Annotated in this window: 17 protein-coding genes; 6 read left to right on the top strand and 11 right to left on the bottom strand. The window is 69.6% G+C overall.

What is annotated here, in order from left to right:
• Nucleotides 1–91: 91 nt before the first annotated feature.
• A complete protein-coding gene (femX, locus tag ACFWJB_RS02140; protein WP_127444086.1) occupies nt 92–1,213 on the bottom strand; it encodes a peptidoglycan bridge formation glycyltransferase FemX in 1,122 nt (373 codons plus the stop codon).
• Between the two features lie 138 nt (nt 1,214–1,351).
• Nucleotides 1,352–1,681: a hypothetical protein gene (locus tag ACFWJB_RS02145; RefSeq protein ID WP_385459262.1), complete on the bottom strand. Its 330-nt coding sequence runs from the start codon at nt 1,679–1,681 to the stop codon at nt 1,352–1,354.
• A 276-nt stretch (nt 1,682–1,957) separates the two neighbouring features.
• On the opposite strand from ACFWJB_RS02145, the gene rpsF reads away from it, so the two are divergent.
• The 4 genes from rpsF (at nt 1,958) to rplI (ending at nt 3,657) form a co-directional block, all read left to right on the top strand.
• A complete protein-coding gene (gene rpsF, locus ACFWJB_RS02150) occupies nt 1,958–2,248 on the top strand; it encodes a 30S ribosomal protein S6 (protein WP_077798159.1) in 291 nt (96 codons plus the stop codon).
• 76 nt (nt 2,249–2,324) lie between these two features.
• The gene (locus ACFWJB_RS02155) at nt 2,325–2,912 is read left to right on the top strand and encodes a single-stranded DNA-binding protein (protein ID WP_386919702.1); all 588 of its coding nucleotides are present in this window, start codon (nt 2,325–2,327) and stop codon (nt 2,910–2,912) included.
• Between the two features lie 43 nt (nt 2,913–2,955).
• On the top strand, nt 2,956–3,192 hold the full coding sequence (gene rpsR / locus ACFWJB_RS02160; protein WP_003949403.1) for a 30S ribosomal protein S18: 237 nt from the start codon (nt 2,956–2,958) through the stop codon (nt 3,190–3,192).
• 18 nt (nt 3,193–3,210) lie between these two features.
• Nucleotides 3,211–3,657: a 50S ribosomal protein L9 gene (gene rplI, locus ACFWJB_RS02165; RefSeq protein ID WP_385459258.1), complete on the top strand. Its 447-nt coding sequence runs from the start codon at nt 3,211–3,213 to the stop codon at nt 3,655–3,657.
• A gap of 131 nt (nt 3,658–3,788) precedes the next feature.
• Here the strand turns inward: rplI and ACFWJB_RS02170 are convergent, their stop codons facing one another.
• Complete coding sequence (locus tag ACFWJB_RS02170; RefSeq protein WP_386919705.1) at nt 3,789–5,126, bottom strand: MATE family efflux transporter; 1,338 nt, start codon at nt 5,124–5,126, stop codon at nt 3,789–3,791.
• 459 nt (nt 5,127–5,585) lie between these two features.
• On the opposite strand from ACFWJB_RS02170, the gene dnaB reads away from it, so the two are divergent.
• Together dnaB and ACFWJB_RS02180 are read left to right on the top strand one after the other, a co-directional pair.
• Nucleotides 5,586–7,067 (top strand): replicative DNA helicase, encoded by a 1,482-nt coding sequence (gene dnaB / locus ACFWJB_RS02175; protein ID WP_385459254.1) that lies wholly within the window; start codon nt 5,586–5,588, stop codon nt 7,065–7,067.
• 58 nt (nt 7,068–7,125) lie between these two features.
• A complete protein-coding gene (locus tag ACFWJB_RS02180) occupies nt 7,126–8,511 on the top strand; it encodes a serine hydrolase domain-containing protein (RefSeq protein WP_386919707.1) in 1,386 nt (461 codons plus the stop codon).
• Between the two features lie 65 nt (nt 8,512–8,576).
• Here the strand turns inward: ACFWJB_RS02180 and ACFWJB_RS02185 are convergent, their stop codons facing one another.
• From ACFWJB_RS02185 to ACFWJB_RS02220, 8 genes are all read right to left on the bottom strand, one after another.
• Nucleotides 8,577–9,029, bottom strand: coding sequence for a GNAT family N-acetyltransferase (locus tag ACFWJB_RS02185; protein ID WP_385459250.1), 453 nt, complete (start codon nt 9,027–9,029; stop codon nt 8,577–8,579).
• A gap of 53 nt (nt 9,030–9,082) precedes the next feature.
• A complete protein-coding gene (locus tag ACFWJB_RS02190) occupies nt 9,083–9,547 on the bottom strand; it encodes a MarR family winged helix-turn-helix transcriptional regulator (RefSeq protein WP_385459248.1) in 465 nt (154 codons plus the stop codon).
• Between the two features lie 154 nt (nt 9,548–9,701).
• Nucleotides 9,702–10,568 carry a GNAT family N-acetyltransferase gene (locus ACFWJB_RS02195; RefSeq protein ID WP_385459246.1) on the bottom strand — a complete coding sequence of 289 codons (867 nt, stop codon included), beginning with the start codon at nt 10,566–10,568 and terminating at the stop codon, nt 9,702–9,704.
• A gap of 142 nt (nt 10,569–10,710) precedes the next feature.
• Nucleotides 10,711–11,193 carry an NUDIX hydrolase gene (locus tag ACFWJB_RS02200; RefSeq protein ID WP_361573524.1) on the bottom strand — a complete coding sequence of 161 codons (483 nt, stop codon included), beginning with the start codon at nt 11,191–11,193 and terminating at the stop codon, nt 10,711–10,713.
• A 56-nt stretch (nt 11,194–11,249) separates the two neighbouring features.
• Complete coding sequence (locus tag ACFWJB_RS02205; protein ID WP_386919710.1) at nt 11,250–12,155, bottom strand: LysR family transcriptional regulator; 906 nt, start codon at nt 12,153–12,155, stop codon at nt 11,250–11,252.
• A gap of 230 nt (nt 12,156–12,385) precedes the next feature.
• Nucleotides 12,386–13,555: a cystathionine gamma-lyase gene (locus ACFWJB_RS02210; protein ID WP_386919712.1), complete on the bottom strand. Its 1,170-nt coding sequence runs from the start codon at nt 13,553–13,555 to the stop codon at nt 12,386–12,388.
• Nucleotides 13,552–14,046, bottom strand: a complete 495-nt coding sequence (locus ACFWJB_RS02215; protein ID WP_385459239.1) for a low molecular weight protein-tyrosine-phosphatase — start codon at nt 14,044–14,046, stop codon at nt 13,552–13,554. The genes ACFWJB_RS02210 and ACFWJB_RS02215 overlap by 4 nt, the downstream gene beginning before the upstream one ends.
• A 4-nt stretch (nt 14,047–14,050) precedes the next feature.
• The gene (locus ACFWJB_RS02220) at nt 14,051–14,428 is read right to left on the bottom strand and encodes a phage holin family protein (protein ID WP_386919714.1); all 378 of its coding nucleotides are present in this window, start codon (nt 14,426–14,428) and stop codon (nt 14,051–14,053) included.
• Nucleotides 14,429–14,462 lie beyond the last annotated feature (34 nt).

Raw genomic sequence — 14,462 nt, forward strand, 5'->3', positions numbered from 1 at the left:
AACCTTTCTGGTGGCTGCGGTGTGTCAGAGGTGAGGGAACGCGTCGGAGCTGTGGAGCCGCCCCCGACGCTACTGGAGCGGGGGGTGTGGGTCAGCGGCGCGACATGTAGATGTCGAGCGCCTTGTGCAGCAGCTTGTTCAGCGGGAAGTCCCACTCCCCGAGGTATTCCGCCGCCTGCCCGCCCGTGCCGACCTTGAACTGGATCAGGCCGAAGAGGTGGTCGCTCTCGTCCAGGGAGTCCGAGATGCCGCGCAGGTCGTACACGGTGGCGCCGAGGGCGTAGGCGTCCCGCAGCATCGCCCACTGCATCGCGTTCGAGGGCCGGACCTCGCGGCCGATGTTGTCGGAGGCGCCGTACGAGTACCAGACGTGCCCGCCGACGACCAGCATCGTCGCTGCGGACAGGTTCACGCCGTTGTGCCGGGCGAAGTACAGCCGCATGCGGTTGGGGTCCTCGTTGTTGAGGGCCGCCCACATGCGCTGGAAGTACGACAGCGGCCGCGGCCGGAAGTGGTCGCGCACGGCCGTGATCTCGTACAGGCGCTGCCATTCCTCGAGGTCGTGGTAACCGCCCTGGACGACCTCGACGCCGGCCTTCTCGGCCTTCTTGATGTTGCGGCGCCACAGCTGGTTGAAGTTCTTGTGGACCTCTTCGAGGGACCGGTTGGCCAGCGGCACCTGGAAGACGTAGCGGGGCTGTACGTCACCGAAGCCCGCGCCGCCGTCCTCGCCCTGCTGCCAGCCCATGCGGCGCAGCTTGTCGGCCACCTCGAAGGCACGCGGCTCGATGTGGTCGGCCTCTATGTCGCGCAGCCGCTTGACGTCGGGGTCCTGGATGCCCTTCTTGATCGACGCGGCGTCCCAGCGCCGGATGATCACCGGCGGGCCCATCTTCACCGAGAAGGCGCCCTGCTGCTTCAGGTGCGCCAGCATGGGCTCCATCCATTCCTGGAGGTTGGGCGCGTACCAGTTGATGACCGGGCCCTCGGGAAGATACGCGAGGTACCGCTTGATCTTGGGCAGCTGCCGGTACAGCACCAGGCCCACGCCGACGAGCTGACCCGTCCGGTCGTCGAACCAGCCGAGGTTCTCCGAGCGCCATTCCGCCTTTACGTCCGCCCAGGCCGGGACCTGCATGTGACTCGCCGCCGGCAGGCTCTGGATGTAGGCCAGATGCTGCTCGCGGCTGATGGTCCTCAGGGTCAGGCTCATTCGGGGCGCTCCTCGGGCTGGTGTGTCCCCATGGGTTCAGGGGCTCCGGCTCTCGCGCGAAGCCTACTGCGCCCTGTGAGCGCCCCGTCCGGCGTACTGGGGGACCGCGCCGTCCCGCGGGCCGGCGCGGTCCGTGGATCAGCCGCCGACGAACCCCCCGAAGGAGCCGAACAGCCCGCCGTGGGCCATGCCGAAGTAGAGGCCGACCGCGGAAGCGCCGATACCCAGCACCAGGCCGAAGCGCTCTCGGGTCGTCACGGAGATGAACTGGCCGTACCCGCCGGTCAGGACACCGGCCAGTCCGGCCCAGGAGGTCAGGAGATGCAGTCCCGGGAAGCCCGCGGTGACGAGGGAGATGACGCCGAGCACCAGGGTCACGGCCATCAGCGTGTCCTGGAGCGGGTGCCGTTTGCCGTCCGTGGCCAGCAGGCCGGTCCTGGGTTTGGCGGGTCGCGTGATCTGTGCCATGGGGAACCTCCAGCCGAAGGCGGTCCGTCTTCGCCCTGCACGTCCGTTGTGTACAGATTGGGTCCCCTCGCGACCGGATTTCAACCGCAAGCCATGGGCCAGGTACTCTGTACCTTCTGCACTGGTGTCTGCTGCCAGACCCCGGCCGGCCACCTCCTCGGAGGAGGCCGATTGTCAGTGGGGCCTGGTTTACTCGCTGATGCCGGTGCCAACGCATCGCAACCCTCCTGCCACGGAACGACCGTGGCCGCTGAGTCCAAAGGAGGTGGGTTCCACATGCGTCACTACGAGGTGATGGTCATCCTCGACCCCGATCTCGAGGAGCGTGCTGTCTCCCCGCTGATCGAGAACTTCCTCTCTGTCGTCCGTGACGGCGGCGGAAAGGTCGAGAAGGTCGACACCTGGGGCCGTCGTCGTCTCTCGTACGAGATCAAGAAGAAGCCCGAGGGCATCTACTCGGTCATCGACCTGCAGGCCGAGCCTGCGGTCGTCAAGGAGCTCGACCGCCAGATGAACCTGAACGAGTCGGTCCTCCGGACCAAGGTCCTCCGTCCCGAGATGCACTGAGCCTTCCGCTCAGCTGAATCCGGGATTCGAGTAGCAGCACAAGCAGCCAGCAGCAAACCCGCCGAGAGGTTCCCCCATGGCAGGCGAGACCGTCATCACGGTCATCGGCAATCTTGTCGACGACCCCGAGCTGCGCTTCACCCCGTCCGGTGCGGCCGTCGCGAAGTTCCGTGTCGCGTCGACCCCCCGCACCTTCGACCGCCAGACGAACGAGTGGAAGGACGGCGAGAGCCTCTTCCTGACCTGCTCGGTCTGGCGCCAGGCGGCGGAGAACGTCGCCGAGTCGCTCCAGCGAGGCATGCGCGTCATCGTGCAGGGCCGGCTGAAGCAGCGGTCCTACGAGGACCGTGAGGGCGTCAAGCGCACGGTCTACGAGCTGGACGTCGACGAAGTCGGTGCCAGCCTGCGCAGCGCCACGGCCAAGGTCACCAAGACCTCGGGCCGCGGTGGCCAGGGTGGCTACGGCGGTGGCGGCCAGGGCCAGGGCCAGGGTGGCGGCGGCTGGGGCGGCGGCCCCGGCGGTGGCCAGCAGGGCGGCGGCGCTCCCGCCGACGACCCGTGGGCCACGGGCGCTCCCGCCGGTGGCAACCAGGGCGGCGGCGGCGGTGGCTGGGGCGGTGGCTCCGGCGGCGGTGGCGGCTACTCGGACGAGCCCCCCTTCTAGGGCGGGCTCCACCCACACTTCTTGATCACACAGGAGAAACATCATGGCTAAGCCGCCTGTGCGCAAGCCGAAGAAGAAGGTCTGCGCTTTCTGCAAGGACAAGGTCACGTACGTGGACTACAAGGACACGAACATGCTGCGGAAGTTCATTTCCGACCGCGGCAAGATCCGTGCCCGCCGCGTGACCGGCAACTGCACGCAGCACCAGCGTGACGTCGCCACGGCCGTCAAGAACAGCCGTGAGATGGCGCTGCTGCCCTACACGTCCACCGCGCGATAAGGGAAGGGTGACCGACTCATGAAGATCATCCTCACCCACGAGGTCTCCGGCCTCGGTGCCGCGGGCGACGTCGTGGACGTCAAGGACGGCTACGCTCGCAACTACCTGATCCCGCGGAAGTTCGCCATCCGCTGGACCAAGGGCGGCGAGAAGGACGTCGAGCAGATCCGTCGCGCTCGCAAGATCCACGAGATCCAGACCATCGAGCAGGCCAACCAGGTGAAGGCCCAGCTCGAGGGTGTCAAGGTCCGCCTGGCCGTCCGCTCCGGCGACGCCGGTCGTCTCTTCGGTTCCGTCACCCCGGCCGACGTCGCTTCGGCGATCAAGGCCGCCGGTGGTCCCGAGGTCGACAAGCGCCGCATCGAGCTCGGCTCGCCGATCAAGACCCTGGGCGCTCACGAGACGTCCGTGCGTCTGCACCCCGAGGTTGCCGCCAAGGTCAGCCTCGAGGTTGTTTCCGCCTGAGCCTGGCTCTCGCTGAAGCGATGACATGGGGCCGTACTCCCGGTCGGGAGTACGGCCCCATTGTCATGACAGCCGCTGAGCCGGCGGCCGGGCGCAGTTTCACGTGAAACGACGTGTTCCACGTGAAACGGTCAGCGCGTCGCGCCGGTGACGATCCAGTGGCCCGAGCGCGTACGCCACCACAGCGTCAGCATGCGCATCGTCATCATCAACGTCATGGCTCCCCACAGTGCGGTGAGACCGCCACCGAGGACCGGGACGAGGAGGGCGGCGGGGGTGAAGACCGCCAGGGTGAGCAGCATCGCCCAGGCGAGGTACGGACCGTCCCCCGCGCCCATCAGCACTCCGTCCAGGACGAAGACCACACCGCAGACCGGTTGGGAGAGGGCCACGATCACCAGTGCGGGCAGGGCAGTGTCCTTGACGGAGGAGTCACTGGTGAACAGGGGCAAGAACGCCGGCCGGGCCAGCACCACGAGCAGGCCCAGAAGGAATCCGACCGCGATGCCCCATTCAACCATCCTGCGGCAGGCTTCCCGGGCACCTCGGGTGTCGCCGGCTCCCAGGTAGCGTCCGATGATGGCCTGTCCGGCGATGGCGATCGCGTCGAGGGCGAAGGCCAGCAGGCTCCACAGGGACAGGATGATCTGATGGGCCGCGATGTCGGCGTCCCCGAGACGAGCCGCCACGGCTGTGGCGATCATGAGGATCGCCCGCAGCGAGAGGGTGCGGACGAGCAGCGGTACCCCGGCCTGTGCGGAAGCCCGGATACCGGCGGCGTCCGGGCGCAGCGACGCACCGTGCCGGCGTGCTCCACGGATGACCACCCCCAGGTACACCGCGGCCATACCGAGCTGGGCGATGACCGTTCCCCAGGCGGAGCCCGCGATGCCGAGGCCGGCCCCGTAGACGAGCGCGACATTGAGAACGGCGTTGGCGACGAAGCCCGCGACGGCCACGTAGAGCGGGGTCCGGGTGTCCTGCAGTCCTCGAAGGACACCGGTCGAGGCGAGCACGACGAGCATGGCCGGGATACCGAGCGAGGAGATCCGCAGATAGGTCACGGCATACGGAGCGGCGGTCTCGGAGGCTCCGAACAGGTCCACCAGGGACGGGGCCGTGGGCAGGACGACGGCGATGACGGCCGCGCCGAGCAGCAGGGCCAGCCAGATTCCGTCCATTCCCTGCCGGATGGCGGACTGCAGATCACCTGCCCCGACGCGCCGGGCGACGGCCGCCGTGGTGGCGTAGGCGAGGAAGACGAACACGCTGACGGCTGTGGTCAGCAGAGCCGAGGCGAGGCCGAGTCCGGCGAGTTGTGCCGTACCGAGATGGCCGACGATGGCACTGTCGGCCATGACGAAGAGCGGCTCGGCGACGAGCGCGCCGAAGGCCGGGACGGCCAGCGCGACGATCTCTCGGTCGTGCCGGCGCCGGGCGGTGCGGGAGCGCACGGGGGCCTGTGTCATGAGCACCAATCTAATCGTCCACAGGTAAGAGATGCAAAGCCTAAGTAACCCTTACTTTGCCGCTCATCCGGTGTGCTCTTGTGTGCGGTTGCTGATGATCTTGGCCCGGCAGGGAAAGTTTTTCTTCTGCACAGCCCGTGGATGGTGAAACCGCAGGTCACAGGCGTGCCCTAGGTGTTGGGGAGGGCTTGTTCACAGGGCTGTCCACCGAGTCGTGCACAGCTTTGGAGGGGTTGTCCACAGCATCTGGCCAGTCGTCCACATGGCCTGTGGATAACCAGATTGGCTGACGGTGCCCGCGGGCCTACGGTGGTCCGGCGCCTGCTCCGTCCGACGGCTTGTGAACCATCACAAAACCGACGCCTCAGAACCGGAGTTGGGCGTCTTATTTGTCAGTGCCGTGCCGTAGAACTGAGGAGCACGGCGAGGTCCGCGCGGCGGACGGGAGGAGGTGGCTCGGTGAGCATTTCCGAGCCCTTGGACGACCCGTGGGCCGACAGCGGTCCCAGTGATCGTCTGCCCGCTTCCCGCCGTCGGGGTGACAGCGCCAGGAGCCGTGACGACCAGCACGAGCGCGGCCGGGACAACGGTGCGTGGGACGGAGCGGGACCCTCCGCGTTCGAGCGGGTGCCTCCGCAGGACCTCGAGGCGGAGCAGTCCGTTCTCGGCGGCATGCTGCTCTCCAAGGACGCCATCGCGGACGTCGTCGAGATTCTCAAGGGCCACGACTTCTACAAGCCGGCCCACGAGACGATCTACCAGGCGATCCTCGACATCTACGCCAAGGGGGAGCCGGCCGACCCGATCACGATCGCCGCCGAGCTCACGAAGCGCGGCGAGATCAACAAGGTCGGCGGTGCCTCGTACCTGCACACGCTCGTCCAGACCGTGCCCACGGCCGCGAACGCCGCCTACTACGCGGAGATCGTGCACGAGCGTGCCGTGCTGCGCCGCCTGGTGGAGGCCGGCACCCGGATCACCCAGATGGGATACGCGGCCGACGACGACGTGGACGAGATCGTCAACCGCGCCCAGGCCGAGATCTACGCCGTCACCGAGCAGCGCACCAGCGAGGACTACCTGCCGCTGGGCGACATCATGGAGGGCGCGCTCGACGAGATCGAGGCGATCGGTTCCCGCAGCGGTGAGATGACCGGCGTGCCCACGGGATTCACCGACTTCGACTCGCTCACCAACGGCCTGCACCCGGGCCAGATGATCGTCATCGCCGCGCGTCCCGCGATGGGCAAGTCGACGCTCGCGCTGGACTTCGCGCGGGCCGCCTCCATCAAGAACAACCTGCCGAGCGTCATCTTCTCGCTCGAAATGGGACGCAACGAGATCGCGATGCGACTGCTGTCCGCCGAGGCCCGTGTCGCCCTGCACCACATGCGGTCCGGCACGATGACGGACGACGACTGGACGCGTCTGGCCCGCCGGATGCCGGACGTCTCGGCCGCGCCGCTCTACATCGACGACTCCCCCAACCTGTCGATGATGGAGATCCGCGCCAAGTGCCGTCGGCTCAAGCAGCGCAACGATCTCAAACTGGTGGTCATCGACTACCTCCAGCTGATGCAGTCCGGTGGGTCCAAGCGCGCCGAGAGCCGTCAGCAGGAGGTCTCGGACATGTCCCGTAACCTCAAGCTCCTGGCCAAGGAGCTGGAGATTCCCGTCATCGCGCTCTCCCAGCTGAACCGCGGCCCCGAGCAGCGCACCGACAAGAAGCCGATGGTGTCCGACCTGCGTGAGTCCGGCTCCATCGAGCAGGACGCCGACATGGTGATCCTGCTGCACCGTGAGGACGCCTACGAGAAGGAGTCCCCGCGCGCGGGCGAGGCCGACCTGATCGTGGCCAAGCACCGAAACGGTCCGACGGCGACCATCACCGTCGCCTTCCAGGGCCACTACTCGCGCTTCGTGGACATGGCACAGACCTGACCCGCCGGCCAGGGGAAATCGACTCGACGCGGGGTGTGCGGCCCGGTGGACTGGGGGCATGACGACACCTCAGGGAGAACTGCTTCCCGCCACTCGCCGCGCCCTGCTGCACCGGATCGCCGTCGCCCAGAGCGAAGGGCGTACGCCCTCGCTCGTCGCCGCCGTGGTGCGGGACGGACGGGCCGTGTGGCACGGGGCGCGGACATCGGTCGAGGGGCACGGGCCGGACGAGAACGTGCAGTACCGGATCGGATCGATCACCAAAACCTTCACCGCCGTTCTCGTGCTGCGGCTGCGCGACGAGGGCCTGCTCGACCTCGGGGACCGGCTGGAGAAGCATCTGCCGGGCACGGGAGCGGGGGAGGCCACGATCGCCGGTCTTCTCGCGCACACCGGAGGACTGGCCGCCGAGTCCCCCGCGCCCTGGTGGGAACGGACCCCCGGCTCCTTGCGCCCCGAGCTGGCCGACGTGCTGGGCAAGCAGCCTCTTCTGCATCCGGTCGGCCGACGGCACCACTACTCGAACCCCGGCTACACCTTGCTCGGCGCATTGGTCGAGCGACTGCGCGGTGCTCCCTGGGAGGAGGTGCTGCGCCGGGAGGTGCTGGAGCCGCTGGGTCTGAACCGTACGACCACGCGCCCGCAGGCGCCTCACGCCGGCGGCTGGGCGGTGCATCCGTGGGCCGACGTGATGCTGGCGGAGCCCGTCGAGGACCTCGGACGGATGGCTCCCGCCGGTCAGCTCTGGTCCACGACCGGGGACCTGGCTCGGTTCGCCGCCTTCCTGACGAGGGGCGACGACAAGGTGCTGAGCGCCGAGACGGTACGGGAGATGCGGACGCCCGCGGCGCCGGCCGAGGCCGCTGATGTCGCGGACGGCGTGACGTACGGACTGGGTCTGCAGATCCAGTACCGGGACGGACGGCTGCTCGTGGGCCACTCCGGCTCCCTGCCGGGCTTCCTGGCCAACCTGACCATCGGCGTCGAGGACGACGTGGCGGCGGTCGTGCTGACCAACTGCACATCGGGGCCGCTGACATCCGCAGTGGGGGCCGACCTCGTGCGGATCGTCGCGGAGGCCGAACCGCGGATCCCGGAGCCGTGGCGGCCGCTGCCGGACGTCGACGCCTCGGTGCTCGAGCTGGCCGGGCAGTGGTACTGGGGCACCCAGGCCTTCGCGCTGCGGCTGACCCCCGCCGGGGGCGTCTCGCTGGAGCCGCTGTCGGGCCAGGGCCGCCGCTCGCGCTTCCGGGCGAACGGCGACGGCACCTGGACGGGGCTGGAGGGCTACTACGCCGGTGAGCCTCTGCGGGCCGTGCGGCGCCAGGACGGGACCGTGAGCCATCTGGACCTCGGCTCGTTCGTCTTCACGCGCCGGCCCTACGACGAAGGAGCCTCCGTACCGGGAGGGGTGGACCCGGAAGGGTGGCGGGGCATCGGCTAGGGGCGCCGGGGCCGCGGTGTGCGCTGTTCCACGTGAAACAGCGCACGGCCACGCACACGCCGGAGTCAGAGTTCGAGCTTGAAGCCCGTGTGCGAGGCCGAGAAGCCGAGGCGTTCGTAGAAGCGGTGGGCGTCCGTACGGGTCTTGTCCGAGGTGAGCTGGACCAGACGGCACCCCAGCCGACGCGATTCGGCGACGGCCCACTCGATGAGTTGGGTGCCCAGTCCGCTGCCCCGCTCGTCGGCGTGGATGCGTACGCCCTCGATGATCGAGCGGGTGGCGCCGCGCCGGGAGAGTCCGGGGACGACGGTCAGCTGGAGCGTGCCGACGACGCGGCCCTCGCGGACGGCGACGACCAGGTGCTGGTGGGGATCGGTACTGAGCCGTTCGAAAGCGGCCAGGTAGGGACTCAGATCGTCCGGTGACTCGCGCCGGGCGCCCAGCGGGTCGTCGGCGAGCATCGCGACGATCGCGGGAATGTCGTCCTGGACGGTGCGGCGTATTTCAAGATCTCCCATGGCCGCACCCTACGCAGGGAGAGCCGGCGAGGACACGCCCGCGCCGGCTTCGGTCATGCGGCCACCGGTGCCTTGAGCGTCTCCACCGCCCGGACCAGCGGAGCCAGCTCGGGGTTCCTGGCCGCCTCGTCGAGAGCCTCGCGCAGAGCGGCGTCGTTGGTGGGCCGGGCCTCGTTCAGTAGCTTCAGGCCCTCGGCGGTGACGTTGGTGTAGATGCCGCGACGGTCGGTGGGGCACAGGTAGCGCTCGAGCAGGCCGCGGTCCTCGAGGCGGGTGACCAGGCGGGTGGTGGCGCTTTGGCTGAGGACGACCGCGTCGGCGACCTGCTTCATCTGCAGATGACCTCCGTCGCCGTCGTGCTGCCGGCTGAGCACGTCGAGCAGGGAGTACTCACGCACGCTCAGGTCGTGCCCGGACTGCAGGGCGCGCTCGATACGGGCCTCGATCCTCCCGTGCAGCAGGGAGAGGGCGCACCAGCCCTGGGAGAGGGCGGTGAGCGCGGGGTCCGTCGCTGTCATGTGGTTCCTCCGTCCCGGAGCGGCTGAGACAAGGGTAGACCAGGCACACAATTTCTGGCGTTTGCTTGTAACAAGCGCGTGCAACTATTTAGTCCCGGGAACGAAGGGCCGCGCCCTCTGACGGGAGCTCCCTTCCGTACCCGACCCGCAGCGGTCAGCCCGCCGCCACGGTCAGGGGGGCGAAGCGCCGGGTCCGGTCCCCGGGCAGCTCCGTGATCCCGTACGTCATGACCGCGCTGGGGAAGACCGGGGCGAGGCCGCGCTCGTGCGCCCATGCCAGCAGCTCTTCGTGCCGTACGTCGATGTCGGTGCGCAGCGGCCGGTCGGTGCGGGCGGCGAGCCAGGTGACGAGCGCCTTGGCCGTCTCGGTGTCGCGGGCGATCAGCGGCCCCACGACGTGGGTGTCCATGTTGGGCCAGGCGGCGGCGTACCCGATGAGCCGACCGCCCTCCTCGGCCACGCACAGCTGGTCGGCGAAGGCGGGCAGGCGCGTGATGATGTGGGTGCGATCGGCGCCGAAGACCTCCTCGTCGAGCCGGAGGATGGCGGAGAGGTCCTCCGCGGTGGCCGCCCGTGTGGCGATCCGCGGCTCGGGCCCGCCCGGGGCGAAGCGCCCGCGCACCATCTCCACCCGGCCCGTGCACTTGAAGCCGAGCTCCTCGTAGAGCGGGCGGCCGTTGGGGGTCGCGTGCAACGTCAGGGGAGTGGTGCCCTGCGCCGAGACGACGTGGCGCATCAACCGGCGTCCGACCCCCTGGCGGGCATGCCGCTCGGCGACCAGCACCATGCCGATGGCGGCGAGGGACGGCCGCTCGACCGGGCCGTACTCGGTGACGGTGCAGGCACTGACGAGACCGCCTTCGGGATCGTCGATGCCGTACCCCTTCCCGGCGGTGAGAAGAAAGCCCCACTTGTGTTCTTCGCGTAGCCACCCCCGGTCCTCGGACAAGTCGGCGCAGGCGGTGAGATCGCGGAGCGTCAGACGGCGGATCGGCAAGGAGGAGAGGGAAGGAGTCACCACGCAGGTCAGGCTGTCCGACGGGAGCCGTCCGCGTCCACCTGTTTGCCGTGGGACGTGTGAGCTTTTGGCCACGTCATGGCGCAGCGTGCGACGTCCCGGCAGGCGGTGGGCGTCCTGCGTCCGGCGCGCGGCGTCGTGGGCTTCAGCCGAGGTCGGGGGCGTGCATCGCGCGTACGCCCTCGATGTTGCCGTCCAGATAGTGCCGCAACGACAGCGGTACCAGGTGAACGGAGGCGATCCCGACCCGGGTGAAGGGAACCCGGACGATCTCGTATTCGCCGGCGGGCTCGTCGACCTCGGGACCGTGCCGCAGGGCCGGATCCATGGACTCCAGGCGGCAGACGAAGAAGTGCTGCACCTTCACGCCGGTCGCCCCGCCGTCCTCGCCGATGTGCTCCACGGTGTCCACGAAGCAGGGAACCACGTCGGTGATCTTGGCACCCAGTTCTTCGTACACCTCGCGGTGCAGGGCGTCGACGACAGTCGTGTCCTCCGGCTCGACCCCGCCCCCGGGAGTGACCCAGTAGGGATCGACACCGGGCTTGGTGCGCTTGATCAGAATCAGATCACCGCCGTCCAGGAGGACGGCGCGGGCGGTGCGCTTGACCACGGGTCGGACGGTCATGGGAGAAATGTGGCCCGGCTGGTTCCACGTGAAACATCGCAGACGTGCGCTTCTGCTCAGTTCCAGTCCCCCGCCGCGCGCAGGAGCCACTCGTGAGCCCGGGCGATGTGCGGCAACGCCAGGGTGCCGGTGCGCACCACCAGGAAGTACGTCCGCAGCGGCGGCACCGCCGGATCGTGCAGGGCGACGACGTCCCCGCGCAACAGGGCGCCGGCGCACAGATAGCGGGGCAGCACCGCGAGCCCGGCGCCCGCGATCACGCAGGTGAGCACCGCACGCAGGTCGGGAACGACGACGGTCCCCGGGGTGGCCGGGCAGGTGTCGAAGACGGACGCCCAGTACCGGGTGACGAAGGGCAGCGACTCGTGCACCTCGACCACGGGCACATGCGCCAGGTCCCGTGCGGAGGCGCGGCGGGGCTCCCCGGCGCCGGTCTGCGCGGCCCAGCGAGGCGCGGCGACCAGGACGTGCTCCTCGTCGCAGAGCGGAGTCGCCGTGAGCAGGGCGCCGCGCGGCCGGGCGGTACCGATGGCCAGATCATGATGTCCGGCGGCCAGGCCCTCCAGTGCCTCCTCGGCGTTCACGAAGACGGCGCGCAGCGCGACACCCTGTCCGTCCTCCCGGGTGAGCTCCGTGAGCGCGGGCAGCGCCCGCTCGGCGGTGAACTCGGGGGGTCCGGCGAGGTGAAGGGTCCGCACCAGGAACTCGTCGTCGGCGCCGGTCTCGGCGATCTCCACCAGCGCGTCGAGGTGCGGGGCGGCCTTGTGGGCGAGTTCGTCACCGATGGTCGTCGGGGTCACGCCTCGGGCCTGCCGTAGGAACAGGGGCCGGCCGAGCTGCCGCTCCAGGGTCCGGATCTGTGAGGTCACGGCAGGCTGGGAGAGACCCAGCAGAGCGGCGGCACGGGTGAAGCTGCCGGCCCGGTGCACGGTCACGAACGTGCGCAGCAAGGCCAGATCCACGGACGACCTCCCCCTTCTCCGCCGTTCCCGACGCCCCGGCCGTCCTCAACTATAAATATGTCGATAGGTCGCTGTCGCTACCGTGATTGGACACTGACACAGAGTCAACTAGCCTTGCTCACGCGGTTCTTCGCGCGCGGAACCGAGAGGACGGTCCGAGCCACGAGGGGGGAGGCTCGGACCGTCCGCCGTGTGCGGCCGGACACCGTCCGGCGGCTGGGCGCCGGGGTTCAGCCCGCCGACTTGTCCAGTGCGCGCATCAGGTCCGCCATCAGGTCCTCGGGGTCCTCCGCGCCGACCGAGAGGCGGATGAAGCCCTCCGGCACCGCGTCGCCGCCCCAGCGTCCGCGCCGCTCGGCCGTGGACCGCACCCCGCCGAAGCTCGTCGCGTCGTCCACGAGCCGCAGGGCCTCGAGGAAACGATCGGCACGCGCGCGCGAGGGCAGCGTGAAGGAGACGACGCACCCGTAGCGCCGCATCTGCCGCGCGGCGGCCTCGTGCGCGGGGTCGTCGCGCAGCCCCGGATACCGCAGGCCGGTCACCTCGGGCCGCTCCCGCAGGGCCTCGGCCACCTTCAGCGCGGTGGCGTTCTGCCGCTCGACGCGCAACTGGAGGGTGGCGATCGAGCGGTGCGCGAGCCAGGCCTCCATGGGCCCGGGGACGGCGCCGACGATCTTGCGCCAGCGCCGTACCGCGGCCATGGCCTCGGTGTCGCGGCCGGTGACGTACCCCAGCAGGATGTCGCCGTGCCCGGTCAGCTGCTTGGTACCGCTGGCCACGGAGAAGTCGGCCCCGAGTTCCAGCGGGCGCTGCCCCAGCGGAGTGGCGAGCGTGTTGTCGACGGCCACCAGGGCGCCGCCCGCGTGCGCCGCCTCGACGAGCCGCCGGACGTCGCACACGTCGAGCCCCGGGTTCGAGGGCGTCTCGATCCACAGCAGCTTCGCCCCGTCCAGGACGCCGAGCTGGGCGTCCCCGCCGGTCGGCGCGGTGCGCACCTCGATGCCGTACGTCTCCAGCTGGGCGCGGACCAGGGGCAGTGCCTGGTAGCCGTCGTCGGGCAGTACGGCCACGTCCCCCGCGCGCAGCTGGGAGAAGAGCACCGACGAGATCGCGGCCATGCCCGAGGCGAACACGAGCGTCTCGGTGTCGTCCCGCCCGGGGGCCTCCAGCTCGCCGATGGCGCGCTCGAGGTGGGTCCAGGTGGGGTTCTCGTCGCGGCCGTAGGTGTACGGACCGGTGGGGTCGCCCGGGAGGTGGAAATGCGCGGCGAACACGGGCCCGGGCAGGGTCGGCTCGTGCTTGACCGGTTCGGGCAGCCCGGCGCGCACCGCGCGCGTGCCGTCCCCGGCGGACGCGTCCGCGCCCGGTGCTCCCCCGTTGTCGACAGCGGAATCGTTCATGCCGCCCGTCCCTTCATGTGCTCACGTACCGCGGCGAGCAGTCCGCCGCTCGCCGCCTCCACCATCTCAAGGCATTCCTCGAAGCCGTCGGCACCCCCGTAATAGGGGTCGGGCACGTCGAGGTCCCCGCTGCCGGCGGCGGGGTCGTACGACCGCAGCAGCCGTACCGCGTCCGCGGCCTGTTCCGTGGGCGCGAGCCGCCGCAGTGCCTCCAGGTGACCCGCGTCGAGGGCGACGACGAGGTCGAGGTGCCCGAACCAGGAGGGCCGGAACCGGCGGGCCGTGTGGTCGAGGCCGTAGCCGTTCTCCTCCAGGACGGCCATGGTGCGCGGGTCGGCGCCCTCGCCCTCGTGCCATCCGTCGGTGCCGGCGCTGTCGACCTCGACGAGGCCCTCGAGCCCGGCCTCCGCCACGCGCGCGCGGAAGACGGCCTCGGCCATCGGGGAGCGGCAGATGTTGCCCGTGCAGACGAAACAGACGCGGTAGGTCATGGGCTCAGTCCTCGTCGGGCAGGAACGCGTTGAGAGCCCAGGAGACGACCGAGATGATCAGGCCGCCCAGGACGGCCGTCCAGAAGCCCTCGACGTGGAAGCTCAGGTCGAGAACGTCGGCCAGCCACGACGTGAGCAACAGCATGAGCGCGTTGACCACCAGCGTGAACAGGCCGAGGGTGAGGACGAACAGCGGAAAGGTCAGCACCCGCACGATCGGCTTCACCAGCATGTTGACCACCCCGAACACCAGGGCGACCACGATCAGCGTGGCGGCCTTCTCGCCGGTGCTGCCCCCGGTCAGGGTGATCTTGTCGAGCAGCCACACGGCGACCGCCAGGGCGCCCGCGTTGGCGACCGTCTTGACTAGAAAATTCTTCATGTGTCTGATCGTGGCAGACGCGATCGGAATCGAA

The sequence above is a fragment of the Streptomyces sp. NPDC127100 genome (assembly GCF_042724095.1).
In the GTDB taxonomy this organism is placed as follows: domain Bacteria; phylum Actinomycetota; class Actinomycetes; order Streptomycetales; family Streptomycetaceae; genus Streptomyces.